At 49.3% G+C, this 25,781-nt stretch carries 16 protein-coding genes; 8 read left to right on the top strand and 8 right to left on the bottom strand.

All coding sequences use genetic code 11. The features are described from left to right. From UNH61_RS15545 to UNH61_RS15515, 7 genes are all read right to left on the bottom strand, one after another. Nucleotides 1-1,347, bottom strand: coding sequence for a PhoPQ-activated protein PqaA family protein (locus UNH61_RS15545; protein ID WP_326992878.1), 1,347 nt, complete (start codon nucleotides 1,345-1,347; stop codon nucleotides 1-3). A gap of 39 nt (nucleotides 1,348-1,386) precedes the next feature. Continuing rightward, complete coding sequence (locus UNH61_RS15540; RefSeq protein WP_326992877.1) at nucleotides 1,387-3,096, bottom strand: SusD/RagB family nutrient-binding outer membrane lipoprotein; 1,710 nt, start codon at nucleotides 3,094-3,096, stop codon at nucleotides 1,387-1,389. A gap of 19 nt (nucleotides 3,097-3,115) precedes the next feature. After that, complete coding sequence (locus tag UNH61_RS15535) at nucleotides 3,116-6,556, bottom strand: SusC/RagA family TonB-linked outer membrane protein (RefSeq protein ID WP_326992876.1); 3,441 nt, start codon at nucleotides 6,554-6,556, stop codon at nucleotides 3,116-3,118. A gap of 83 nt (nucleotides 6,557-6,639) precedes the next feature. Next, nucleotides 6,640-7,650, bottom strand: a complete 1,011-nt coding sequence (locus UNH61_RS15530; protein ID WP_326992875.1) for a FecR domain-containing protein — start codon at nucleotides 7,648-7,650, stop codon at nucleotides 6,640-6,642. Nucleotides 7,651-7,748: 98 nt separating this feature from the next. Continuing rightward, nucleotides 7,749-8,261, bottom strand: a complete 513-nt coding sequence (locus UNH61_RS15525; RefSeq protein ID WP_326992874.1) for an RNA polymerase sigma-70 factor — start codon at nucleotides 8,259-8,261, stop codon at nucleotides 7,749-7,751. Nucleotides 8,262-8,359: 98 nt separating this feature from the next. Then, nucleotides 8,360-8,872: a hypothetical protein gene (locus UNH61_RS15520; protein WP_326992873.1), complete on the bottom strand. Its 513-nt coding sequence runs from the start codon at nucleotides 8,870-8,872 to the stop codon at nucleotides 8,360-8,362. A 92-nt stretch (nucleotides 8,873-8,964) separates the two neighbouring features. Then, nucleotides 8,965-9,822: an AraC family transcriptional regulator gene (locus tag UNH61_RS15515; RefSeq protein WP_326992872.1), complete on the bottom strand. Its 858-nt coding sequence runs from the start codon at nucleotides 9,820-9,822 to the stop codon at nucleotides 8,965-8,967. A gap of 143 nt (nucleotides 9,823-9,965) precedes the next feature. Here UNH61_RS15515 and UNH61_RS15510 point away from each other — a divergent pair, with 143 nt between their 5' ends. The 8 genes from UNH61_RS15510 to UNH61_RS15475 all read left to right on the top strand — a co-directional run bounded on the left by UNH61_RS15510 (nucleotide 9,966) and on the right by UNH61_RS15475 (nucleotide 23,641). Next, nucleotides 9,966-11,486 (top strand): sodium:solute symporter, encoded by a 1,521-nt coding sequence (locus UNH61_RS15510; RefSeq protein WP_326992871.1) that lies wholly within the window; start codon nucleotides 9,966-9,968, stop codon nucleotides 11,484-11,486. 21 nt (nucleotides 11,487-11,507) lie between these two features. Continuing rightward, nucleotides 11,508-12,452, top strand: coding sequence for a dihydrodipicolinate synthase family protein (locus tag UNH61_RS15505; protein WP_326992870.1), 945 nt, complete (start codon nucleotides 11,508-11,510; stop codon nucleotides 12,450-12,452). 87 nt (nucleotides 12,453-12,539) lie between these two features. After that, entirely contained in the window at nucleotides 12,540-13,130 is a 591-nt protein-coding gene (locus tag UNH61_RS15500) for a sigma-70 family RNA polymerase sigma factor (protein ID WP_326992869.1), read from the top strand. A gap of 80 nt (nucleotides 13,131-13,210) precedes the next feature. Beyond that, on the top strand, nucleotides 13,211-14,188 hold the full coding sequence (locus tag UNH61_RS15495) for a FecR domain-containing protein (protein WP_326992868.1): 978 nt from the start codon (nucleotides 13,211-13,213) through the stop codon (nucleotides 14,186-14,188). 22 nt (nucleotides 14,189-14,210) lie between these two features. After that, nucleotides 14,211-17,681, top strand: a complete 3,471-nt coding sequence (locus UNH61_RS15490; RefSeq protein ID WP_326992867.1) for a SusC/RagA family TonB-linked outer membrane protein — start codon at nucleotides 14,211-14,213, stop codon at nucleotides 17,679-17,681. Between the two features lie 19 nt (nucleotides 17,682-17,700). Next, nucleotides 17,701-19,173, top strand: coding sequence for a SusD/RagB family nutrient-binding outer membrane lipoprotein (locus tag UNH61_RS15485; protein ID WP_326992866.1), 1,473 nt, complete (start codon nucleotides 17,701-17,703; stop codon nucleotides 19,171-19,173). 41 nt (nucleotides 19,174-19,214) lie between these two features. Beyond that, a complete protein-coding gene (locus UNH61_RS15480) occupies nucleotides 19,215-21,488 on the top strand; it encodes a hypothetical protein (RefSeq protein WP_326992864.1) in 2,274 nt (757 codons plus the stop codon). An 11-nt stretch (nucleotides 21,489-21,499) separates the two neighbouring features. Beyond that, a complete protein-coding gene (locus UNH61_RS15475) occupies nucleotides 21,500-23,641 on the top strand; it encodes a hypothetical protein (protein ID WP_326992863.1) in 2,142 nt (713 codons plus the stop codon). Nucleotides 23,642-23,728: 87 nt separating this feature from the next. Here the strand turns inward: UNH61_RS15475 and UNH61_RS15470 are convergent, their stop codons facing one another. Next, nucleotides 23,729-25,744 carry a hypothetical protein gene (locus UNH61_RS15470; protein ID WP_326992862.1) on the bottom strand — a complete coding sequence of 672 codons (2,016 nt, stop codon included), beginning with the start codon at nucleotides 25,742-25,744 and terminating at the stop codon, nucleotides 23,729-23,731. Between the last annotated feature and the right edge of the window lie 37 nt (nucleotides 25,745-25,781).

Genomic DNA, 25,781 nt, shown 5'->3' with positions numbered 1-25,781 from the left:
TTATAAAATAGCTTTACTATCGGTAACGAATACACGGGTACTAACGGTATAGGTGCCTCCTGAGGCATCCTGATACTTCAGGTCTACGTAAAAGGCACGGTACCCTTTTTCCGGGAGCGGTGTGCTTACTTTCACCTTTGAAGTATGGTTGATACCCAGGCTTTCGGACGACCACTTATCATTCCGGAAATCGAGGTCGTCTGAATGAGCCGACCACAATATTACATCTAACAGGCGATCGGAAGAAGCATCGGCTGTTAATTGTACTTTACCTTTTTTTACTACGGTATTCCATTTACATTCAGGATAGGCCTGTTTATTTACCGTCATGCCAAAGAAAGCGTTCAGGCTCTGGAAGGCCTGCCTCTTATCGCCCAGCCCATGGCCTGCGTTGGGAACGTAGTTAATGAGGTTCTTGCCCGGTATGCTGTCTATATAATTTTTAATATTATCTACTACCCAATATTCATCATTGGTACCCATGAATATCATTTTAGGCATCCGCAGATGCTGGCGGTAGGAGTAAGGGTCGATCATGGTATTGATCGCCTGGCCCTGAGAAGTATTGGCGGTTTGGGGAATGCCCAGTTTTACATAATCTTCTATTTGTGCACTGTACCCTTTCCAGGTTTTGATCTGATAGTCGAGGCTAACCGGCATATTCAGCACATCTATCACCATCGGTGCGATCGCAATCACACGGTCGTCGTTAGCACCGGTAAGCCAGGTAGTCCAGCCACGTTTGGAAGCCCCGGAAACCACGAATCCTTTAACCGCATGGCCGGTGCTTTTAGCTGCGAAATCCTGGATTACATCCATCGCACGCACGGCACTTTTTACCATCGGGAATAATAATGGCCACGTATAATCGCCGTCCTGTTTGAAGTGATGCAGGGTATAGGAAATGAGGGCATCTTCCGTCAACTTCCCGTACAGTGGCTGATTAGGCGTCTGACGCAACACTGCGGTCACCGCATTGTTTTCGCCGGCCATTTTTCCCAGCTGCTGAAATAGCTCATCTTCCGGGCCATTCCAGTTGGGCACGCTGTCTTTCAGCGAACCGCCGGTGATGAATAATAAGGCGCCGTCGTGCTGAAGGGATGGCGGCAGGAAAACAGTCAGCTGATGTTTCCAGGTATACTCACGCCAGTGCTGAGATGTCAGCAGTATATCGTAGGCTTTTACGTTGCCGACGTTGAAAGAGTCTTTCACTTCCCACTGGAAGGATTTATCGCCGTTGTTCAGATAGTTTTGCATAGCAGTAGCGGGTGTGGCGGTTTGCTGGGCGCTGGCAGCGCAGCAGCAAAAGAGTAGCAGCCATGCAGTGTGTGTCAGAAAATACTTCATTGGGAAAAGGGTCTTTTTATGAGTTTAATGAGTATAAATTTACCACGGTTTTCCGGTTCCTTGTATAACCCAGGGCTTGGACCATGGACTATTTTTTGTACCGTTGGCGCCGTAAGATGAATAAGTGGTCACTTCCAGGCGGTCGAGCGCCGTGGCTACGTTGGTTTTATTCAGATTGCGCTCGTCCAGCATATAGTACAGCCGCACCGGCATCACAGGGCCTTTGGCAAACGGCCCGGCTTTGAGTTTGGGATACCCCGTCCGTTTGTAATCGAACCAGGCTTCTGCGGCGGCCGTCCAGCTGGCAATCCATTTCTGCTCGATGATTTGCTCCTGCGTATTATTGAATTTCACCGCTGTCTGTGCCAGGTAAGCCTTTGCGCTGCCGCTCAGGCCCCATACGCTGAACGAAGCCTGTACGCCTGCGTTGTAATGAGTGGCGGCATCGCCGGCAGCCCATCCCTTGATGGCAGCCGCTTCGGCCAATATGAAATGCACTTCTGCTGCGGAAATAATACGCGCCTTCAGCAACGGACCTTTGGCCTGTCGGTAAATATCGTTCAGCCACGATACATGCGGGTTGCGGGATGCCTGATTCGCATCCGGACTGAGATTATACACTGCAGGCCCGGCAATGGCCGGCGGCAATCCTACATAGTTTACATCCTGATTGATGTCTTTCAGTGTCAGTCCCTTCGATGCCAGTACATCAGGCGATATATACCTCACTTTCCGCTGCTCCCCGTTTACAATAGTATCCGTGGGCTTGTATACATTTCCGGTACCAGCCGGCTTGGTATCATCTACCAGTAAAAAACACTGTACTTTATTGGCCCATACGCCCAGCCTCGGATCATTCTTTGCCTGCAGCGAGTTTACCAGTGTAGCACACATCTTAAGGCGACGGTAATTACTGCTGTCGGTGTCGTAGGCCGCGTTGGCCGGCCATGAATCCGCATTGCTGTTTCCGGGGAACGACATGGTAGCGTCTTCACCTCCGTTTACGTCGAGTATAAGCGGATACTGTGTTGGATTGGCTACTATTTTTTCGATACCCGCCTTTGCCACATCCGGAAGCTTCTCAGAAAGCCGCATATAATAGCGTAGAGCCAGCGAATTTGCCATCTTACGCCATTTGGTGGGGTCTCCCTGGTAATAGACGTCAACGGCGTCTATGGGGTTAGTATACGCGCTTTTGGGTTTCGATAACAGGGTGTTGGCTTTTTCCAGATCCGCCAATATACCGGTGTAAATAGTCTGCTGCGGATCAAAAGCCGGCAAAGTATTGTCTGTACCACCTTCCTGGCCCTTCAGCGCATTGGTATAGGGCGCGTCGCCCCAGAGGTCGGTGATCAGGCCAAAGAGGAGGGATTTCATCACCAGTGATACTCCCTGATGCAACTCACTGCCGGTGGCGATGGCCCGGTTGTAAACCAGCTGATTGTTACGGAGAATATCATAGTATTCCGTCCAGCTGTTAGAGCCGGACCAGTCGTACTCGTTGTGCGTGGAGGTCCATCCGTCTTTCTGCGTATGCTGCATCACGCCCGCCATGTCCTGGTAGCCTAACGTCACGATCTGCATCCCTGCGGTGGTGAGCACGGTCGATAATACGAGGTTGGGATTGATAGTGGCGGGATTGGCGCCGTTGGGATTGTCGTTCATGCTGATCAGGTCTTTCCGGCACGAAGTGACGGTGAAGCAAAGCAGCCCGATACTGAGTATAATGGATTTGCTGACTGTTTTCATATTTCAGAGTTGAGAGCGCTTAAAAAGTTACATTCAGTTTTGCGCCAACCGGAATCGCCCAGGGCGTTACGTTATACCGTTCTATTCCCTGTTTGAACTGCATACCGGAGCCCTGAATGGTGGTCGATGGCTGATAGGCGTTCTCCGGATCGATGCCGATTTTGGCGGCTGTCCAGAGGATGATATTTCTACTGTATACTGATACGCTTGCCCGCTGCAGCTTTGCGCGGCTGATCAATCGTTGGGGCAGTTCGTACGACAGCGACACTTCCCTCAATTTCAGGTACGATGCCGGGAACAGGAAAGCCCGGGTAAAGGCCCAGGTAGTGCTGGCGGCATAAGGCAGGGTCAGCGTTCCGGTGTTGCCCAGGTTCTCCGTATAGCCGGTAGGGTTACCATTGGCATCATACCCCGAAGCCCGTACTCCCGGAATGAATACACCGCCATATGGCAGTACATAGGGTCCGTAGGCAAAAGGGTAACCGTTGTATTCCGGTGTAGGACCACCTACCAGCGGAAACTTGTTGCCCGATGGAATGATCAGCTGATCCTGATGTGCCACGAGATAATCCCGCAGCTCCTGGCCCTTCATATTGCCAGGGTTCGTCAGCTTGTCGAGGAACAGCTGGGAATTGCCATGCTCCTCGCCATAACGGTATGTTTGGGAGACGAAGTCGCCCCCGTTCCTCCAGTCGAAGGTCATATTAAGCGTGAAATTCTTGTAGGAAACAGATGTCTGTAATCCCATGATGAAATCAGGATTGAAGTTTCCTATTTTATTACGTGTATTGATAGCATCGATACTTTGCCACTTGCCGTTATTGTCGAGTAATGGATAACCATAGTAGGGAGATGACTTATCCGTTACCGTTACTACCTGTGCATCATAGATGTCGCCAATGTCTTCACCTACATAAGTCCATGCGCCGCCTTTCCCTTCTTCCCATAAAGTATAATAAGGAAGATCATTAGGAAGAGAAATAATCCTCGTTCTGTTCCGGGTAAAATTCACATTCACATCCCATCTCCAGCGCGATGTTGCTACCGGCGTACCGCCCAGTGTTAGCTCTATACCACGGCTCCTTAACAGCCCTGCGTTAATACTCCGGGAAGAATAACCGGACGACGGAGGTGTTTTAGGATTGAAGATCTGGTTTTTGTTTTCTACGATATACCAGGTGCCGGCAAAGCGTAGCCGGTTGCGAAAGAGATTTATATCCACGCCGCCTTCGTAGGAAGTGGCGATTTCGGGCTTCAGATAAGGATTCAGTAAAGTACCGGAAGTGGAGAGGCGCGCTATATCGCCCCAGGAACCGATGCTGCTCAAAGTGGCTACCAGCTGATAAGGACTGGCATCGTTACCTACCTGTGCGGCGCCACCCCTGAGTTTGATCATATTGATGTTGTCGGAAGTAATGCCGGCAATTTCATTCAGCAATATGCTTAGTGAGGTGGATGGATAGAAGTAAGAAACTGCATTGGGAAGGGTGCTCGACCAGTCGTTGCGGCCGGTTACATCCAGATAAACCATTCCTTTATAACCCACGTTCAGCATGCCGTATACGCTGTTGACACCTTTTTCGTATCTGCTGCTCAGGTAGTTCAGGTTGGCAGGAGAGATGTTCTGTATGGTGAACACTCCCGGCGTATTCAGCCCGGTACCGTCTTTGGTAGAAGTAGTGATGTTCTTACCATTCTGATAGCGCATATTACCGCCGGCTGAGAGTGTAAAGTCAAAATTATGAATGTCTTTTTTATAAGTAAGCAACATATCCATATTCCGCTCATAGTTAGCCAGGTTGATGATGCCGTATGCGCCACCCGGATTATTGAGATAACTGTTGGATATTTTCGTCTCCCGTTTCTCATCATAGGTATCCAGGGCATATCTTACCATCAGGCTGAGGGAAGGAAGTATTTTCCAATCGGCCCGTATATTCCCGAACACGCGGTCTCTTACAAAACCATTCTTTACTTCATACGCGAGGAAATAGGGATTATTGAAAACGCCGTTGTACTGTGTGCGCTGTTGTATTCCTTCCTGGCCTGGCATCCAGTAATCTCTCAGGTCGCGTACATCAATATGCGGAGAAATGCTGTATACGGCCTGTAGCGGGTTGGCGCCCCGGTCGCCCGCAGGACGGTTGGAGGAATTATTGCGGCTGAAATCTATATTGGTGCTGATACTGAACTTTGAATTTACCTGTAAACTGGTATTCAGGTTCAGCGAATTTTTATAAAGGTTGGTGTTGGGAATAATGCCTTTGTTAGACATGTTGGTATAAGACAACCGGTAGGCGACCTTATCGTTGTTATTCGCAATAGAGGCGCCCGCAACAGTGGTGATGCCGGTATTGACAAAATTCTTCACGTTATCTTTATGCGATACCAGCGGCGTTGGAATAGGTTTACCATTCTGATCTTTCGGGCTGTTCCATTGTACTTCGTCATAACCCATATCCAGTTCTGCGCCGAAAGTAGCATCTACGTTTTCCTGTATGATGGAGCCGAAAGGATTTGTAAGCATGTTGCCGCTACGGGAAACAGGGATGCCTGAAAACTGGCCTGCGCCGAACTTGTGCTGCCATTTCAGGTATTTGTAGGGGATATCGAAAACGGAACTTACATAAGCATCTACTGTTACCTTATTCACTTTTTTCCCGCTTTTGGTAGTGATCAATACCACACCGTTGCCTGCCCTTGATCCATACAATGCAGCAGCACTGGGGCCTTTCAGGATGGTAACGCTTTCAATGTTATCCATGTTGATATCGGAAATGGCGTTGCCATAATCTACCATATTGTCTTTCCCGATCTGACTGATATTGTTGACAGTATTGGCAAGAGGAACGCCATCTACTACAAACAACGGCTGGTTATCGCTGCTGAGGGAAGTGGCACCGCGGATGATCATGCTTACGGAAGAACCGGTACCTCCTGTGGAGTTGATAGTAACGCCGGCCACTTTACCGGAGATGGAATTGAGGAGGTTCTCCTGGTTAACCCGGCTGAATTCTTTGCCGCCCAGTTCTTCTACGGAATAACCCAGCGCTTTCTTTTCGCGCTTAATGCCCAAGGCGGTAACGAGTACCTGGCTGAGCTCTTCCACTTTTTTTTTCAGCACAACCGACAGCGACAGCTTGCTGGAGTCATTGATCAGATAGCCGCCCAGTGTATCCGGCGCATAACCCATCTGGGTAAAAACAAAACGATAAGGCCCACCGGCAGGCAGTTTGCTGAAGGTGAAGATACCCTTTTCATTGGTGGTGGTGTTGGCGAGTACCTTGTTGGTCGCATTCTCCATTTTCACCATTACTCCCGGAAGGATTTCATTTTGTTCGTTTTTGATAATGCCGATGGCTGCAGGCCGGGGATGCTGTGCCTGCAAGCTATGACTGCAGCACAATCCGGCCAGCAATAATCCGGCTGATATAAATGATCGTTTAAATTTCTTGCGCATAGTATTTCATTTTTTCAGGCAAAAGGAACCAGGATCTCTTTTCAGAGCATCATCGGTTACAGATAAATAGTATAACGGAGGTGTCAGGGTGCTATGTAAATAACATGATCTTTTTGTTTGATAGTAAGACCGTTTAAAATGCCGATTGTATTCAGAAAATCGTTGAGCGATTCTTTGTTGCCATCGAAAGCGCCGGTGAAATTCATACCTTCCAGGGCTTTTTCAGGGTATTGTATTTTTACATGATATTGCTCACCAAGCTGCCTGAAAATATTTGTCAGTGGCTCATTCCGGAAGGAGAGGGTAGCCATAGGAACCGCTGCTGGTACAGGTGTCCGTGAGATGGTATTCACGTGGGCTGTCATTTTACGACGATCGTAATCCAGTGTTTGCCCTGGTAGCAGGTATATTTCCCTGGTACGGCTATTGACTGATTTTACCACTACTTTACCGCTGAGTAATTGCACGCGGGCTGTTTTCTTATCATCCCAGGCGATTACCCTGAATACGGTGCCGAGCGCAGTGGTACCTAACGTACCTGCATATACGGTGAATGGTCTGGCTTTATCGGGGGCAACGCGGAATAACGCTTCTCCATTCAGGTAAATATCCCTGTTGGTAGGGCTGAATGGTTCGGAATAACGGATACGGCTACCCGGTGTTAGCTCAGCTTTGCTACCATCTTTTAAGGTGATTTGCAGCACCGCATGCCCCTGGTTTACGATCTCTTTCATGCTTACACTATCGTGAGCAGCTACGGGGGCAGGTACTTTCGACGCAATAACGGTAACGGGCCTACGATGGGCAACAATCCACCATGCTCCGCCGCTGACAAGCAGGAGCAGGGCCGCCGCCCAGGCAATGAACCGCCGTCCGGAAGAAGGACGCTGATAAGTTTGCTGCGCTATTACAGAGAGCATTTTGCCGGAAGTTTCGGCGGGCAACTGTTGCGTAGTGCAGAACGACTGCCAGCTTTCTTCCGTCAGGTAAGGCTGCAATGCCTCCGGATGAAGAGAGAGGTACTCTTTTACCAGGGCCTGCTCCTCATCGTTGCATTCGCCCCGCAGAAACTTTTCTATAAGTGAAGAAGCCATTTTCAGGATCTGTATAAATTAAAAAGAGATGGTCGCATGACCGGATATGTATTAATTCGTTTCAGAAAAACGATCCCCTCACTCAGACAAGGGAATATTTAAAGTTGCTCTTTCAACTTCCGGATAGCTCTGACAATATGATTTTCTACAGTCTTCGGAGAAATAGATAATTGCCGCGCTATCTCCTTGTGCGGCAACCCTTCAAAGCGGCTCAGCTTAAAGATATTCCGCCGGGTGGGCGATAACTGTTCTATATGATGATACACCCGCTGCAGTTCCTCCTTTATTGTAATATCTGTTTCAGCATGCCTGCCTGCAGTATCTCTGATCAGCATTTGAGTGTGCCGGGTTCTGACTTCCTGCTTCCTCAGCTGATCTGTCATAACGCTTTTGCCTATACGGAATATTTGCGTAGAGATACTGTAGGAAGTAGATAGCCTGGCTCTTTTTTCCCAGAGAAGAATAAAGGTAAGTTGTACAGTTTCTTCTGCAATGTAGGCGGAATGCGTACATTTCAGTACATAGAAATAAAGTTTGGAGTGGTAGGTATGATATACCACTTTGAAACTTTCAATATTCCCATTGATAATATCCTGTACGATATTTTCCATAGTGGCGAGCAAATATCAGATAGACCCGGACAAGATACAAGGCAATGCCGGTTATGTTATTGTTATTTCAAACATAACGGACATGGCAGTTGTACCGTTTATTTCTTTAATTTCAATACCAGCGGTACGGTGGCTACACCCGGAATTGTTACCGTCAGGGAAACATCAAGATTGGTACTGCTGATGTTTTCGATCCAGTGCGGATCGTTGTCGCCCTTCTGGCTGGTGAGCTTTAGTACTGCATCGTGCACATCCAGGTTCCAGTTACCACCGCCCCCTGATTTGGGGAGGATGAGGTCTGTACACCCTGTTATGCTGTAAGAACCATCTGTGTTAAATTTGTAGGTATTGTTTTTCGTACAGGTAAACCCGGCGCCGCCAGCACCCAGCAATGGCGCCAGTGTAATAATACTGGTACCCGCAGGGATATTCTGCCCGCCCATTTTTACGCCAACGGCCAGTACAATGTCCTGCTGGGTCCATTGTCCGGCAATAAGGCTATTACGAATGGATGGTTGGGCGTTGTCGGTGTGGCTCTTTTTGCAGCTGCCTGTCAGCAACAGACCGGCAAACAGACCTGTGAACAACTTCAAAGGGATAATGAAACGCATAGAGTGTCAGATTTTAACTACTAACAGCTGTTTATATCTATTCGTTTTAAAAGTACCGATCCCTCACTGCTTAACATTACGATAATATTTCGCTAGTGGCTCCCCCTGAACTGTTTGGGTGAAACCCCCATCATCAGTTTGAAAGAGCGCGAAAACGTATACGGATCGGGGTATCCCATTTCAGCGGCAATCTCTTTAATCGTCAACTTACTTTCCTTTAACAGCTGACTGGCTTTCTGCATCCGCAATGAAGTAAACAGCTGTATAGGAGAGTAGCGCGTCTGGGCTTTGAATAAGGCCGACAGATACGAGGCCGACAGCCTTGTGGCAGCCGAAAGATCGGCTAGTGTCAATGGCTGATCCAGCCGCTGTTTCATGATCTGGATACACTGTTCAATAATGTTCTCGGTACCCTTTTTCATATAATTAAAAACACTAAGACGGAAAGTGCCGAGAAAACTATAGAAACGGAAATTGGCGTATAGCAGATTTTCGATGTTATTCATCAGATCCAGATGATGCAGGATGTCATCGAACTGAGCAATCCTTCCCACCAGTGGCGGAATGCTGCGGGGCCTGATATTATTGCCCAGGTAGCCTGTTATATCGCCTGCCAGCCTGCCGGAAAACTGCGCCGTATACATGCACCAGGGATCAGCTTCGTCGGGCCTGCAATTGAAAGGAATGTCAGGCGGCATCACCAGGTATTGATTCGGTTGAATGGGGTATTGTTTTTTTCCTGATATCAATTTTCCTTTTCCATGTGTTATATATATTAAGGTATAAACGGATGATCCTGTTGATTCATTCCATTCGCGTTTACTTTGTTCGGGGTATATTCCTATGCTGGTGATAAACAGGTTGCTGCCAAGGGAATGCTTTTCCAGCTTGCGTTTTAGCTGATCCGGTAATATCCAGGTGACAGGTGTGTGCGTGGAAAGTTGATTCATGGCGATAGTAATTTAAGCCATTCTTTTCATAAAAGGAAACATTGTATGATCCATAAAAAAATCCAACATTTGTAAAAGACCGGCACACCGTGATGTAGTATCCACGTTTTGAATTTTAAAGTTATCAACCAATAAGAAAGGCTATGAACCAATTGCCTCTGATTGATCTGGCTATCATCGTAATTTATTTAGCGGGTATGGTATTGGCGGGAGTTTGGTTTTCGCGTAAGAATAAAAACGCAGCACAGTTTACCACTGCGTCAGGTACTATCCCGGGATGGGCATTGGGACTATCGTTGTATGCCACCTTTCTGAGCAGTAATACATTCCTCGGTGTACCGGGTAAGTCTTTTGGCAGCAACTGGAATTCGTTTGTTTTCAGTTTGTCGATGCCGCTGGCGGCCTTTATCGCCGCAAAATATTTTGTGCCATTTTACCGCAAGAGCGGCGAAGTAAGTGCCTATACTCATCTCGAACACAGGTTTGGTCCCTGGGCACGCACTTACGCAATGGTATGTTTTATATTGATGCAGCTCGCGCGCATGGGCGCCGTATTTTTCGGCGTGGCGCTGGCTTTGCAGGCGCTTACAGGATTGGGCATGAGTACCATCATGATCGTCACCGGCGTCTGCATTATTATATACACGGTGTTGGGAGGAATGGAAGCGGTGATCTGGACGGAGGTATTGCAGGGAATTGTGAAAACAGCCGGCGCCTTACTCATCCTGTGGCTGGTGGTATCGGGTATGAATAATGGTTTGGGAGATATTTTACGCATCGGTACTGCGGAACATAAATTTTCGCTGGGTAGTTTCGATCCGGCCGATTTCAGTCATGCTACCTTCTGGGTGGTATTCCTGTACGGGTTCTTTATTAACCTGAATAATTTCGGTATGGATCAGAACTATGTACAGCGTTATCATACCGCCCGCTCTGAAAAGGAAGCGGTACGCAGCATCTGGCTTTGTGTATACTGGTATGTGCCGGTGAGTATGGTGTTTTTCTTTATCGGCACCTCGCTGTACGCCTATGCACAGCAACATCCGGAATTGTTGCTGCCACTGAAACAACAGGTGGCTGCTGAAAGGAATATACCACTACAACAGCTGCTGCCGGCAGACTATGCCGATAAAGTATTGCCCTGGTTCATGGTACAGAAAGTACCTAAGGGATTAATGGGACTGATAGTGGCCGCTATCCTGTCGGCCGCCATGAGCACGGTCAGCAGCGGGATGAACAGTACCGCCACCGTATTCCTGAAAGATATATATCAGCGTTATATCCGTAAGGATACTACTGCTGCCGGAGAAATGAAAGTATTGCATATCACCACAGCGCTAACCGGACTGCTGGCAATCGTTTTCGGCATTGCCATGATCGGCGTTAAAAGCATACTGGATATGTGGTGGGAGTTATCGGGCATATTCGCCGGTGGTATGCTGGGACTGTTCCTGCTGGGCATGATATCCCGCACGAAGAATGCTGCGGCGGTAACCGCTACTGTAACAGGACTGATCGTTATACTTTGGATGTCGCTGTCGAAATATCTGCCGCCGTACCTGCGCAGCCCGCTGCACGCCAATATGATCATTGTGGTAGGCACGTTGTCTATTTTCCTGGCAGGCACATTGCTGACACGTTTGCAGCGATTGAAACCTTCCTGACTATAAAACCCGCTTATGTTTATGCAAAAGAAATTCGTACCTGTGATGATCACGCCTTTCAATCTGAAAGCTAAGATCGATTTGGAAATGGTAGAACAGCTGATCGACTTTTACCTTGAAGCCGGCGTCAAAGGCTTTTTTGCCAATTGTTTATCTTCCGAGATGTATAGCATCAGCGAAGACGAACGCCTGGAGCTTACCCGGCATGTTGTCCGGTATGTAAATGGCCGCGTACCGGTAGTAGCCACTGGTTCCTTCGGCCTGACCATCGCTGATAAAGCACAGTTCACAAAACGTATATACGATACCGGTGTAGATTCGGTGATCATGATCACCGGCCACTTTGCCAATGTGGATGAATCCGACAACGTGCTGTTGCAGCGTTTTGATGAATTATTCTCACTGACAGACAACATCCCGCTGGGGTTATATGAATGTCCCGCTCCTTATAAGCGGATTATCACACCGGAAATCCTCCGTACTTTACTTAGCACTAACCGGCTGATCTATCATAAGGATACTTCCTGTGATGTTGAAAACGTACGGGCGAAACTCGCTGTAACAGCGGGAAGCCGGCTGGAATTTTACGATGCACATACACCCAATGCCGTTGCCTCCATGCAGATGGGAGCTGCGGGAATGTCGTCGATCTCCGGTAATTTCTACCCTGAAATACTCGTGTGGCTGTGCCAGCATGTGGAAGACGAAAGCAGGCAGGAAGATGTTCAGTGGATACAGTCAGAGCTGCAGCGGGTAGATCCGTTGATTCACATCGCCTATCCGTTGAGTGCGAAATATTTTCTGCAACAAAGAGGAATACCGGTACGTACTATCAGCAGAGCACAGGCGCTGGAACTGACACCTGCGCAGAAGGAGGTATTGCAGCAGATCCACCACGATTTTATGGGCTGGTGCGAGCGTCTGCAGATAAAAGCAGTAACCGCCGGTGCACTGTCGGCACATTAATTAGTTGTTATTTTTTGACTGGACGTTATGACGGCATTCGACCTTTGTGTAGTTTAGAGTAATCCTTATTCCTAATTCACATAACAGATGTCTACCAGCCTTTATAATCCTCAGCACGACGAGAACGACCTGTGGGCGGGGCTTTGTGAGGGCAGCCGGGATGCCTTCGGGGAGATATACCGGCGTTATTTTCCGCTGTTATTCCGGTATTGTGCCAGGTTTACAGCGGATCGTGCGCTGGTAATGGACGCATTGCAGGATCTGTTTTCACAACTGTTCCTGCAACGCACAGGCCTCGCCCGCAACGTGAACGTGAAAAGCTACCTGATGGTAGCCGCCAGGCGTAAGCTGTTCCGCTGCCTGGAACAACCGGTACAGCCGAGTCTTGACGACAACGCTGTACAGGAATTTGCACTCGAATTATCGCCCGAAAGTATGCTGATTCACCGGCAACATTCGGAGCTGACCAGTCGTTTATTGCAACAGAAGCTGAATGCCCTTACGCAACGGCAGAAAGAAGCTATTTATCTTCGTTTCTACGAAAACCTCTCCTATGAGGAGATTGCCGACATTATGTTATTAAAAGAAGTGAAGTACGCCCGTACCTTAATATATAGGGCTATAGACACTTTAAAAGAACTACTCACACCAGGCGAAGCCGCGTTAATGCTACACTAAAAAAAAGTTTAAAAAAAATCCCAAAACCCTGAGGGCATTTTTTCGATTTTCTGCTCTTCTTATTGTACAAGGTACTTTTTATGAACTATGGTGAATTCAATGCAGCTGATCTTGCAGCTGATGCTTCATTCCGTGCCTGGGTGTTGAGCGGGGAAGGAGCGTTGTTCTGGGAAAGCTGGGTGGCCACACACCCGGACAGGGAAGCTGTGTTGGAAGAAGCAAAAGCATTGGTGCTGGCACTGAGGTTCAGGGTGGATGAAGTGAATGCAACAGAGATAGATGCCGTTAAACAACGTATAGACCTGCTGCTGAACGAACAGCCCGTTAAAAAAAATAACAACGGGTTGAGAAGGTATATGCTGTATGCTTCCGCTGCTGCAGCCTGCCTGCTACTGGTAATAGCCGCCTGGTATTTCCGCAGCCGTCCGGCCCCGGAGATGGTACTTGTACAAACCGGTTTTGGAGAAACCAAAACCCTGCAGCTGCCCGATGGTTCTGTGGTACAGCTGAATGCCAATTCCTCCGTTTCTTATCCCCGTAAATGGGACAAAGAACACGTACGCGCCGTAGCACTGAACGGCGAAGCCTACTTTAACGTATCCAAATCACCTGCAGGTCTGCACCCCAAATTTCGTGTACTCATGCCCGGTGTTACCATTGAAGTGAAAGGAACTTCTTTCAACGTATACCACCGCCATCAACAGGTAAAGGTATTACTTGAAGAAGGAAAGATTGTAGTGAACGACAGCCTGCAAATGAAGCCTGGCGATATGATGCAATTCAGTCCGGGCGAACATCATATGCTGCATGTCGATCCGGCCAGGCTTATTGCCTGGAAACACGGCAGGCTGCTCTTCAGGAATGAAACCCTGCTCGATATTACACAACAGTTATCAGATATATACGGATATAAGATACGGTTCAGGAACAAACAAGCACAAGACCTGTTATTTACCGGCTCCGGTCCTGCTGAAGATCCTTCAGTACTCCTGAAGGCCATGACTACAGTGCATCAGCTGAAAATGGAACAACACGGTTCAGAGATCATTTTTGAATAAAGTCTTTTAAAAAATTACAATTATGCAAATGAGCTTTACGAAGCTTCATGCTCCATGGGGCACCATGTTGCTATTGCTGCTATTGATGTCGGCCAGCGCATTCCCGCAGCAACTAATGGTAAGAAGTAAAGATGCACCGCCAGACCCTGACGCTACTTCTTTACAACAAATGCTAAGCGATCTGGAAAGCAGACTGAATGTCAGCTTCAGCTATTCTCCGGCCCAGATATCAGGCAAATCTGTTAGCATCAAATCCGCACGCATAACAGACGATAACCTGGAAGCACAACTCAACAAAGTACTCACTCCACTCGGTTTGCAGGCAGTGAAAATCGGGGCGCATGATTATGCACTCCGGAATGCTGCCAGGGAAACAGTAGCCTCCACGAGGCAAGCCACATTGCAGGTTCGCGGCACCGTGACGGATGATAAGGGCACACCGCTGCCAGGAGTAAGCGTGAACGAAAAAGGTACGTCCAATGGCACTGCTACCGATGGCGATGGTAACTTCGTGTTGAAGGTTGCCGGCGCCCACTCCGTATTGGTGTTCAGATCAGTAGGATTCCAGACTATTGAAAAAGTGGCAGGTAATGGACCGGTAACTGTGCAGTTACAACCAACTGTTCGCAGTTTGGATGATGTGGTGGTAACCGCACTCGGTATTAAACGGCAGGAAAAGGCACTTGGTTACTCCATTGCTACTGTAAAGGGTGATCAGGTGAGCACTGTAAAAGAAGTGAATATCGCCAATGCCCTGTCCGGAAAAGTTGCCGGGGTGAATATACGGTCGGCCAGCTCCGATCCGGGCGCCAGCGCTATTGTGTATATCCGTGGGCAAAGCAGCCTTAGTTCCGACAATCAGCCGCTGTATGTGGTGGATGGTATTCCTATTGCAGGCGGCCTCCGTGCACCACGGCAAACAGTAGGACAGGTAGTGGTGGACTACGGTAGCACCCTGTCTGACATCAACCCGGATGATATTGCCAGCATCTCCGTACTGAAAGGCGCCAGCGCTTCCGCATTATATGGCTCCAGAGCCATCAACGGCGTGATCCTCATCACTACTAAAACCGGTTCGGGAGGAAAAAAGGGTTTAGGCGTTTCCGTTAACTCCAGCGCTATGTTCGACCGCGCCTGGCTGTTCCCGAAATTCCAGAACGACTTCGGCTCCGGCGACCGCGAAGGCACCGATGAAACAATTGCAGATGCCTCCTGGGGGCCACGTTTGAATGTAGGTACCAAACGCGTACAATGGGATAGCCCGCTCGATGCTAATGGCAATCCTATTCCTACCGATTGGATTGCGTACCCCAACCGTGCAAAGGACTTCTTCCGTACAGGTAAAACATTGACCAACAATATCGCCATTACCGGTAATAACAAAGACGGCGATTTCCGGCTTTCCTATACCAATCTGAAGAACGAAGGCATCATTCCGAATACAGATCTTTCAAGAAATACCGTGAATGTTGCCGCCGGTTATAATCTGAATCCAAAAATAAAGGTGAGTACCAATATCGGCTATACGAAAAATGGCAGCGGCAACAGGCCTACGTTTAACCGTGGCAGTGTGAGCGCTATTGTTTACACCACTACACCGAATGTGGATATACGAAAACTGCGCAATTACTGGTTGCCGGGGAAAGAAGGACTGGCACAGTTCTCGCATGTGCCTGGTTCTACAGACAATCCCTACCTGGTGGCATATGAATTTATCAACAGCTACGATCGCGATCGCATCACCGGTAACGTGGAGTTGAATATTCAGCTTACTAAAGACCTGTCGCTGATGGGACGCACCGGTATGGACCTTTATTCAGAAACCAGGGAAAGCAAGCGGCCGTTTAGCGCCGTGCGTAACCCTAACGGCGGATACGCTATTGAAACGGAATATTTCAAGGAGCAGAACACCGACTTCCTGTTGAGCTATAAAAAACAATTGAACAGCGACTTCTTCTTCTCTGTTTCCGCCGGAGCTAACCGGATGGACCAAATGGGAAAAAGTACCTCTCAGAAAACAGAAAGCCTGGTGATTCCGCAGCTTTACAATATTGCCAATGCCAAGGCCGGTTCTGTTTCTAACAATTCCAGCAGGTTCCAGCGGAGGATCAATAGTGTATATGGTATGGGGCAGCTGAGCTATCGCAACTTTGCTTACCTGGATCTGACAGCACGTAACGACTGGACCAGCACACTGCCGCCGGATAATAACTCCTATTTCTATCCTTCCGCATCGCTGAGCCTCATTGTATCAGATATGCTGGGTATTAAATCAGACGTGCTATCCTTCGCAAAACTGCGGGCCAACTGGGCACAGGTAGGTGGAGATACTGATCCATACAACCTGTATAATACATTTAATTTCGGGCAGGACTGGGGCAGTGTGAAACGGGCCAACATAGGTTCCATATTGAAGAACAATCACCTGAAACCACTCATCGCTACATCGCATGAGTTCGGAGCTGATGTTCGTTTCCTGAAAGGACGGCTGGGAATCGATTTTACCTATTACAGTACCGTAAACCGCAACCAGATCATCAAAGTACCTGTAACTTATGCTACGGGCTACAATAATATGGTCATCAACGCTGGTAAGATCGGTAACAAGGGTATAGAAATCTCGCTGAATGCAACGCCGGTAGCAGGCCCGTTCCGCTGGGATATGCAGGTGAACTACAGCCGTAACCGGAATAAAGTAATTGAGCTGATGCCCGGACTCAGCAGCTATTTTACAGGCTCGGCAGAGGGCATACAATTTAATCTTAAAGAAGGCGCCGAAATGGGCGATATGTACGCGCAGGGATGGGCTACCGTGCCGGATGGCGAATACAAGGGACAGCCGCTGCTGAACAGCGATGGTACCTATCAGAAAGTGAACGAATATATCAAAATCGGGAACTACAATCCTGATTTTATGGTTGGCTTTACCAATACATTCTCATACAAGGGCTTTACGCTGAACCTGCTGCTGGACTGGCGCCAGGGCGGACAGTTCTTCTCCTATGTAGCTAAAAACCTGCTGAGCGATGGCCGTACGCAAACCACTGTTCCGGGCCGCGATCCGAAAACCGGTGGCCTGAGCTGGACAGATGACGCTGGCCGTAAACGTACAGATGGTATGATCTTGTTTGGCTACATCCAGGATGGTCAGGGGAAATATAAACTCAACGACAACGTCACTGATCCGGAAAATTATTACGGCGAATATTACTGGGGCTTTAACGGCAGATCCACTTTCGATGCCAGCTATGTGAAGCTGAGAGAAGCATCCCTGACCTATGCTTTCCCGAAGAAAGTATTAGGACGGTTGCCGATTTACAACCTGTCGCTGTCGCTGATTGCACGCAACCTGTTTACATGGACGGCTGCAGAACAAGGTTATGATCCTGAAACTGCGATGAGTATTTCAAATGGTAGCCTGTCGCCGGGTGTTACCAGCTGGGGATTGCCATATACCCGTTCCTATGGCGCGAAGATCGGATTCAATTTCTAAACTAATTAACTATACGGTTATGCAACGCATGCCTGTCATATTTTTCATATTGTTCCTGGGGATGGCGGTATCCTCCTGTAAAAAAGGATTACAGGATATCAACGTGAACCCCAATGAATCAGAAGTGATCAATCCGGAGTTCCTGTTATCGTCGGTCGTGATCAATACAGCCTACGATTATCAGCAGGATGCCTATATGGACAAGCCCGCTTCAGCAGGGCGTTATATCACAATGGTCCGCAATGAAGGACCAGATAAATTCGACTGGGGCCCTCAAAGCTGGGATGGCAATTATTCCAAGCTTTCCCTTAATAATGAAATGATGGGATTGGCGAAAAAGCAAAATGCGCCCCAGTATATATCATTGGGGAAGATAATGAGCGCATTCAATTTTGCTTACGTAACGGATCTTTTCGGAGATGTCCCTTATTCAGAGGCCTTGCGGCTGAAGAGTGACAGGGTTACTCATCCTAAGTACGATAAGCAGGAGGTGATCTATCCGGCCCTGTTGCAATCACTGAAAGAGGCTAACGACGAACTGGCTGCTATAGTCCAGCCAATAGACAAGAAAGCCGATGCTATGTATAATGGAGACGCCATGAAGTGGCGGAAATTTGCCAACTCGCTGCGTCTGCGCATGCTATTGCGTATTTCAAAGAATTATGCACCGGCATTCACCGAAATGCAGGCGATCCTGAGTGATAAATCTAAGTATCCCATTTTTGAAAGCAATGCCGACAATGCAGAAGTCAGTTATCTTGGAAATGTAGCGGCAAACAGCTGGCCGGGTAGCGCTACAGCTACCTCTTTTAGCGAGTTCGATAAGCGCAAGCCCAGCAAAGAGATCGTAGATGCATTGTTCCAGCGTAATGATCCACGGTTACAGGTATGGATAGCACCCGTGGATTCAGTGAACGGAGGAAGTGTAGATACTAAGCTATATGTGGGCGTGCCTAACGCCATTGCCGCTCCATATGACTACAATGGAGGTGCTGCACATATTTCCCGTTTGCCTGCTATTTTTAGGAAAGATTCAAGCAGCATGGTGAACGCCACCATGCTTACCTACGCGGAAGTATGCTTCATCATTGCCGAAGCGATGCAGGCCGGAAAAGTAACCATGACAGGTAAAACGGCGGAAGATATGTACTATGCAGGTATCGATGCCAGCATGAAGTACTACGGCGTGGATAAAACAGCCCGCGACAATCATTACTATGATCAGGCGCTGGTGAAATACAATGGCACATTGGAACAGCTGATAGGGCAGAAGTGGATAGCGGGTTTCCTGAAAGGAGCGGAAGCCTGGTTTGATAACCGCCGTACCGGCTACCCGAAATTCGTACTCGGCCCGCTGGCTGTTTCACCAATACTGCCTAAACGCTATATGTATCCGACCGGTGAAACAGCTACAAATGCCGATCAGTATGCACAAGCGCTGATTCAGTTCGGGCCTGATAAACAAACTACCCTGATGTGGTATCTGAAGTAATTGCTTTTTTGTCCCAACTATTTTTTATCCAGATGTAAGTAATGAGAATATTACTCTCCCTCATTTTCTTTGCTCCATTCTTTTCTTTCGCGGCCCGCATGGATCGGCTGACCATTGTGGCCGCGAAAGATATGGTGGCTGCCCGGGTGTTACAGGAAGAAGTACAACGCCGCACCGGCCTCCTGTGGCCAATCTCGGAGAAGCTGCCCACAGAGGGAGACGCGATTATATTTGAACGTATAAAATCCGGTCCGGAATCGTACCAGGTTCGCAGGCAAACTGCCAGCCACCGTACACGGATATACGTAAAAGCAGCCGGCATACGGGGATGGCTATACGGCGCCGGATATCTGCTTCGCTCCATGCAGTATGCACCCGGACGAGCAGATCTTCCCGATACAATAGATGTCGAAACCTCGCCGGAAAAAGCCATCAGAGGGCATCAGCTCGGCTACCGGAACCTCGCCAACTCCTACGACGGCTGGACACCGGAACAATATGAGCAATACATCCGCGAGCTGGCCATCTTTGGCACCAACAGCATAGAGGCTATTCCTTTCATGCCCGCATCGCCGCACTTTACGCTTTCATCCCGTGAGATGACGCGCCGTATCAGCAGCTACTGCAAAAAGTACGACCTGGATTTCTCCGTATGGACGCCCGCTACATTCGACCTGAATGATCAGGCTAAGAAACAACAGTTCCTCCTGCAATTCGATACACTTTTCCGTGAAGCCTCCCGGCTGGATGCCGTGTTTTTCCCCGGCGGAGATCCGGGAAATAATCCTCCGGCGCTGGTGCTGCCGTTTCTGGAAGAACTGGCAGTGAAACTGAAACCATATCACCCACGGGCAGATATCTGGTTATCGCTTCAGGGATACGATTCCGCTGCCTGCAATGTTGTTTATGCCTATATCCGGCAGCACCAACCGCGCTGGCTGGGGGGCATAGTGGTAGGACCTTCCAGCCCCTCGCTGGAATCTACCAGGGCCGCTTTACCCGCTGCTTATAAAATCAGACACTATCCTGATATCACCCATACCGTGCGCTGCGATTACCCGGTGGTATGGTGGGATCCGGCCTTTGCATTTACGCTGGGCCGGGAACCGGTTAATCCGCAGCCGGTTTATTATGCCAATATATACCGTTTTGTGGCGCCCGTAATGGATGGCTTTGTCAGCTATTCAGATGGTGCGCACGACGACCTGAATAAGGTGTTATGGAGCATGATGGGCTGGGATAGCCATATAGATGTGAAAACAGTCCTGAAACAATACGCTGGTTTCTTTTTTGGTACCGCATTACAGGAGGAGGCCGCCGATGGCATCCTCGCGCTGGAGCATAACTGGGAAGGCCCTGTGGCGGAGAACGGAAGCATTGCCGCCAGTTTGGCTTTATGGCAGGGGCTGGAGAAAGACCACCCGGAGCTGGCCGGTAACTGGCGCTGGCAGATGTGTTTATTGAGAGCTTACTATGACGCCTATACGCGAAAACGCGCTATCCGGGAGGCCGCGCTGGAAGCTGCCGCCAACGGCTTGCTGAAACAGGCTGCCGCGGATACGGCTTCCCTGGCCCCCGGCGTAGCGATGGATCGCGCCCTGGAAGTACTCCGCCAGGCGGATGTTAGCGTAATGCCGGCCTGGAAAGACAGCATCACACAGCTCTGCGACGACTTATACAAATCTGTAGCCCTGCAAACAAGCGTTGCCAAATACAAGGCCGCCGGCTCAGAGCGGGGAGCCGTACTCGATTTCCTGGACCGGCCACTGAATAACCGCTGGTGGCTGGAAGATAAATTCCGGATCATCCGCACGCTGCCCGAAGCGGCACAACGTAAAGCGCTCGATACCCTGGCACGCTGGGAAGATCCAGGCCCCGGAAGCTACTACGATGCGGTAGCCAACATATCCCGGTCGCCGCATGTACTGCGTAAGGAAGACCTTCACACCGATCCCCTGATGAGCCGCAGCGATACGCCGGGATTCGACTGGTGGGAGAGCGGCTACAGCCGGAAACGGTTGTCGTGGATGGTAAGCCTGAGATGGCCCTCCGCTATGCGCTACGACCATCTCGATCCAACTGCCCGCTATGTGATCCGTGTAACCGGCTATGGCGACTGCCTGCTGAGAGCCAACGGAGAACGGCTGCAGCCATCCCTGTATAACAAAGGAATAGGAGAGCTGAAAGAATTTGTGGTACCTCCTGCACTTACCCAAACAGGCACCTTGCTGATCACCTGGGATGATATCAATGAAGAACACCTCAACTGGCGACAACATTCAAGAGTCACTGAAGTGTGGCTGATTAAATTATAAAACCCACGGGAATGAAGAAACTAGTTTACCTGGCTACGGGCGTCTTTTTATCTTGCTCCGCTTATGCCACGCCCGATCAACCTTTTCTACAGGCAGTGTCCGTACAGTATCATGTGCCGGAAGGATTGCAGCTGCTGAAAGTGATCACCGATTACAACGACAATGTACAGGTACTGACAAAGCAGGGATTTTACCGCCTCAGTGGTAACAACCTGGTACGGGATATGCGCTTCCGTCCACTGGCACAACGTATACCAACAGACGTTACCACGCAGGAAGGCAGCGGGCATCTGTACTATCTCTACGATGATAAGTGCCTCACAAACGGTTATGCCGGCATACCCTATATCAATCTGCCAGCTGGCAAATACAACCGCGTGGCTGTGGACGCCGCAGGCCGGATGCTGCTTGCCGGCAACGGGGCGCTGGTGTTGGCCGGCAACGGCCAGCTGCAGGAGCTGGCGCCCCCGGCCGGCAACCTGCAGCGAATGGCTGTCAGCAACGGCTCCTTCTTCCTCTTATACCCGGATGCATTATACCGCCTCGAAACCAATAAGCTGGTAAGGATACATACGGTGAAAGGCGCTACCGCCATGGCATTCAAGGGTAATGATGTGCTGCTGGGTACCCCCGGAGGTTATTACGCCATCAACGCCAATACGGGCGATACCAGCCTGTCGCTGCAAACAAGGGTGCCGGTACCTTCCGTGAACGAACTGTTGGTCAGCGGCAACAGGCTCTGGGCCGGCACTCCCGCAGGTGCATTCATGCGCGAAGGCACAGGCTCCTGCCGTTACTTCGCCTCCCGCCGCTGGCTGGATCAGGACCAGGTCATCAGCATGGCCGCCACTACTAACGGTGACGTATATATGCTAACGCCTTCAGGTCTCAATAAAATTTCCTTCATACAACAAACACTGGCACAAAAAGCTGCTTTCTTCGAACGCAAGATCCGGGATAGGCATATCCGTTATGGGTTCATTGCTAACCTGCATCTGAATCCACCCGGCGATACCAGCGCCGCCCAGATGGCGGATACCGACAACGACGGCCTGTGGACCAGCTTTTATTTGAGCAGCGAGGCTTTCCGCTATGCAGTAACTCACGATCCGCAGGCCAAACGCTACGCCTGGGAAGCATTTGAAGCCTTTGAAAGGATACTGTCGGTTAACCAGCTGAAAGGATTCCCTGCCCGCTCTTTTGAAAGAAAGGGATTCAAGAACTCCGACCCCGAAAGATGGCGGGATTCCCCCGATCCGGAATGGGAATGGAAAGGACATACCAGCAGCGATGAATTTGTAGGCTACATCTGGGTGGCAGCGCTGCTGAACGAAATGGTGGCAGAAACACCCACCGAAAAACAACGCGTCGCAGCGTTTATCGATAAGATCATGTCGCATATCCTCGATCATCATTACACGTTAGTAGATATCGACAATAAGCCCACACTGTGGGGCCGCTGGAATCCGGAGTATATCAACTGGTACCCGGTAACCATTGGCGACAGGCGTCTCGGAAGCACCACTATCACCGCCGGATTACAGCTGGCGTACAAGCTTACTGGAAAAGAGAAGTACAAAACCCAGGCGTTTACATTGTTGAATAAATATGGCTATCTGCAGAATATAGGCATCGACTATCACAACATAAAACCTACGCCCGGCTATCTGCATGAAGGGATAGATATGGGCAACGGCAACTGGAACCATTCCGATGATGAAATGGCTTTCCTGACTTATTGGGTGCTGTACAAATATGCCCTGAATGATACGCTTAAAACGCACTATGCAAAGGCCATCCGCAATCATTGGGAAATAGAGCGGCCAGAGAAAAACGCCGTATGGAATCTTATAACACTTGCCACCACAGGCGATTTCGATGCTACTGCCACTACCTGGTGGCTGCAAACATTCCCCATGAACCTGGTCAACTGGAATATTAAAAATTCTATCCGGAAAGATATTACACTGCTGCCACCAAATTTCCGCAATCAATCTACCGCGGAACCATTGCCACTGGATGAGCAGCCAGTACACAGGCATAACGCCAACGCATTTTCCCTCGACGGAGGTGGAGACGGTAAAGAAGAACTCGCGGGAGATGAGTTTCTGCTGCCGTACTGGCTTGCCCGTTATCTTAAAGTACTTGATTGATTTTTTAACACCACCGAACCCGTAGTTATCCTGTTACCGATCAGAGCCGCATCCATCATGATGATGGTGCGGCTTTTTATTACAGGCTCATTTTTTCCAGATGCAACGATAGTTGAAACGCCTGTTGGGCGCAGTGTCGCCATCTGTGCATAATGAAATCGGATCTTTCAGATCTGCGGCGTTATCGCTCCATTTGAAATCAAATGTAAAGTGATTGCCCTGCAACCCCAGCAGCTTCCTGGGAACCGACAGCTCCAGCTGGTTGCCAGCATAACGCATAGGGATATCCGCTACAGGGATCCAGTTATCCTTTGAACGATCGAACTGCATGAGGGTGCTGGTGCCGTTGCTGTTCACTTTTTTATTAATGAGATAGTCGTAGCCGTACCATCCGGTGTTCGGATTGTTATCTGCATCAATCAGCAGCAACATCCAGTTGTCGCCATCCGATGGGGTAAGCGGTGCATCTGTGGCGGCATAGAAGCTGATGGTCTGCGGATCTACTTTCACCTTTGCCGTTACAATATCATTTCTACCTGAATTATTAACGTAGTGCGTGTTGCCGTACCCGTTATAGTTACGATGGAATACATCGCCGCGGGTATCCCGGTATTCCGTGTGCATGTCGTCCCAGTCGGAGAATGTTCCATCTATACGGGCGGTGGAAAACCCTTTCAACTCAGGGATTGGCCGGATACCTTTATAGCGCCTGATATTCTGCGCCATCTGCATATAGTAGTTATCGGTATATCCGCCTTTCATAGGCTGTATGCTGCGGTTGAATTCTGCATTATACTGATCCACAAAAAAATAGGGATTCTGCCGCCGCATAAATCCGGTTGTTTTGCCGCCTTCGGGTTGATACTTGCCGGCCGTCCACTCGTTCCAGTCGTTGATGTACAGGAACTGCGGGTCGGCTTTCAGCGCTTCTTCCCAGCGATCCTGGAAATAAATGCCGTAACCCTGCGGATGGCTGACGGTTTGCTTCAGCCAGGGCACGTAAGCGGTTTCGGGAAGGTCGAGCTGGTTCAACACAGGTTCGCCTTTTTCCCTCGACCACGATTTACCAACCAGGCTGGCCGGGTGTTGCGCCGGGGTCACAGCCGCTTCTTCTTTTTTTCCGTTGTGCAGCGATAAGAGGCTGTCGGTTGGTAAAGCCTTCACTTTGGCGTTGTCGAGGTCGTAACCAAAGCTCCAGTTATCTTCCGTACCTATAAACCGTTTTCCTGCCCATTCGTAATATCCCCACCACATCGTACGCAGGGTAAAGAATTGCTTTACTTCTTTCGTATAGTCTTTATAGTTTTCGCTGGTATAATCCGGATCATTATAGTGCGGGTTATTAACGTCCGTTTTGGCTGCCGGGTCGTAATGCGGATTTGGTTGTTTGGCATCCTGACCATTTGCATCGTACTTTGGAGCGCCGTTGTATAACAACAACGGCTTGCCATCCCAATAGAACCATAGGTCTGAGAAGCGGTTAGGCTTGTATATCTTGTCGTACAGATCCTGCACTACCGTGATCACCGCGCCGTTGAAAGCCCAGAAGCAGAACTGTGGCACTTTGTTGCCTGCTGCTTTCATTTTCTGCATGGTGGTGAACAACGTTTCCCATTCATCCCAATATCTCACGGCATTGGTTACGTCCATCACCAGCACATCTACTCCCGCATCTGCCAGCATAGATATATCGCGTCGGATAACAAATTCGTCTCTGCTGAGAAAATACCCCGTTTCCGGCTCGCCCCAATGATAGGAACCTTCCGTCCACAGCGGGTGTTTGGCATCCAGCCGTGCATCCGGATCCTTTGCCAGTATCTTACTAACGTCGCCGTGATATGCTTTGTTAGGATTAGCATTGTTATCACTGTGCCAGGTGATATAGAACATGCCTACAACGCGGCGCTGATCTTTTTTTACGGCGCCCACCGTCTGAAAGTCAGGCATCGTGCGTCCGAGCGCATCTGAAGCCACCCAGGTATCAGGATAAATGTCGCGGTATTGGCCGGTCTCCTGGCCGCGTACGGTCTCACCAGCAAGGAGACCGGCAGCAGTGAAAATAGCGCTGAGTAGCACATTACGTGGAATAGAAGCAGTGCACATGATATATAGCGTTTAAACAACAATCTCAGAATGGTGA

Origin of the sequence: Chitinophaga sp. 180180018-3 (genome assembly GCF_037893185.1) — a bacterium.
In the GTDB taxonomy this organism is placed as follows: Bacteria; Bacteroidota; Bacteroidia; order Chitinophagales; family Chitinophagaceae; genus Chitinophaga.
Note: the sequence above shows the minus strand (reverse complement) of the source record. Positions and strands in the feature narration are given on the sequence as shown.

What these genes read in the sequence shown, in the direction of transcription:
- UNH61_RS15545 (WP_326992878.1), bottom strand. Translation starts at nt 1,347, where the DNA reads ATGAAGTATTTTCTGACACACACTGCATGGCTGCTACTCTTTTGCTGC.
- UNH61_RS15540 (WP_326992877.1), bottom strand. Translation starts at nt 3,096, where the DNA reads ATGAAAACAGTCAGCAAATCCATTATACTCAGTATCGGGCTGCTTTGC.
- UNH61_RS15535 (WP_326992876.1), bottom strand. Translation starts at nt 6,556, where the DNA reads ATGCGCAAGAAATTTAAACGATCATTTATATCAGCCGGATTATTGCTG.
- UNH61_RS15530 (WP_326992875.1), bottom strand. Translation starts at nt 7,650, where the DNA reads ATGGCTTCTTCACTTATAGAAAAGTTTCTGCGGGGCGAATGCAACGAT.
- UNH61_RS15525 (WP_326992874.1), bottom strand. Translation starts at nt 8,261, where the DNA reads ATGGAAAATATCGTACAGGATATTATCAATGGGAATATTGAAAGTTTC.
- UNH61_RS15520 (WP_326992873.1), bottom strand. Translation starts at nt 8,872, where the DNA reads ATGCGTTTCATTATCCCTTTGAAGTTGTTCACAGGTCTGTTTGCCGGT.
- UNH61_RS15515 (WP_326992872.1), bottom strand. Translation starts at nt 9,822, where the DNA reads ATGAATCAACTTTCCACGCACACACCTGTCACCTGGATATTACCGGAT.
- UNH61_RS15510 (WP_326992871.1), top strand. Translation starts at nt 9,966, where the DNA reads ATGAACCAATTGCCTCTGATTGATCTGGCTATCATCGTAATTTATTTA.
- UNH61_RS15505 (WP_326992870.1), top strand. Translation starts at nt 11,508, where the DNA reads ATGCAAAAGAAATTCGTACCTGTGATGATCACGCCTTTCAATCTGAAA.
- UNH61_RS15500 (WP_326992869.1), top strand. Translation starts at nt 12,540, where the DNA reads ATGTCTACCAGCCTTTATAATCCTCAGCACGACGAGAACGACCTGTGG.
- UNH61_RS15495 (WP_326992868.1), top strand. Translation starts at nt 13,211, where the DNA reads ATGAACTATGGTGAATTCAATGCAGCTGATCTTGCAGCTGATGCTTCA.
- UNH61_RS15490 (WP_326992867.1), top strand. Translation starts at nt 14,211, where the DNA reads ATGCAAATGAGCTTTACGAAGCTTCATGCTCCATGGGGCACCATGTTG.
- UNH61_RS15485 (WP_326992866.1), top strand. Translation starts at nt 17,701, where the DNA reads ATGCAACGCATGCCTGTCATATTTTTCATATTGTTCCTGGGGATGGCG.
- UNH61_RS15480 (WP_326992864.1), top strand. Translation starts at nt 19,215, where the DNA reads ATGAGAATATTACTCTCCCTCATTTTCTTTGCTCCATTCTTTTCTTTC.
- UNH61_RS15475 (WP_326992863.1), top strand. Translation starts at nt 21,500, where the DNA reads ATGAAGAAACTAGTTTACCTGGCTACGGGCGTCTTTTTATCTTGCTCC.
- UNH61_RS15470 (WP_326992862.1), bottom strand. Translation starts at nt 25,744, where the DNA reads ATGTGCACTGCTTCTATTCCACGTAATGTGCTACTCAGCGCTATTTTC.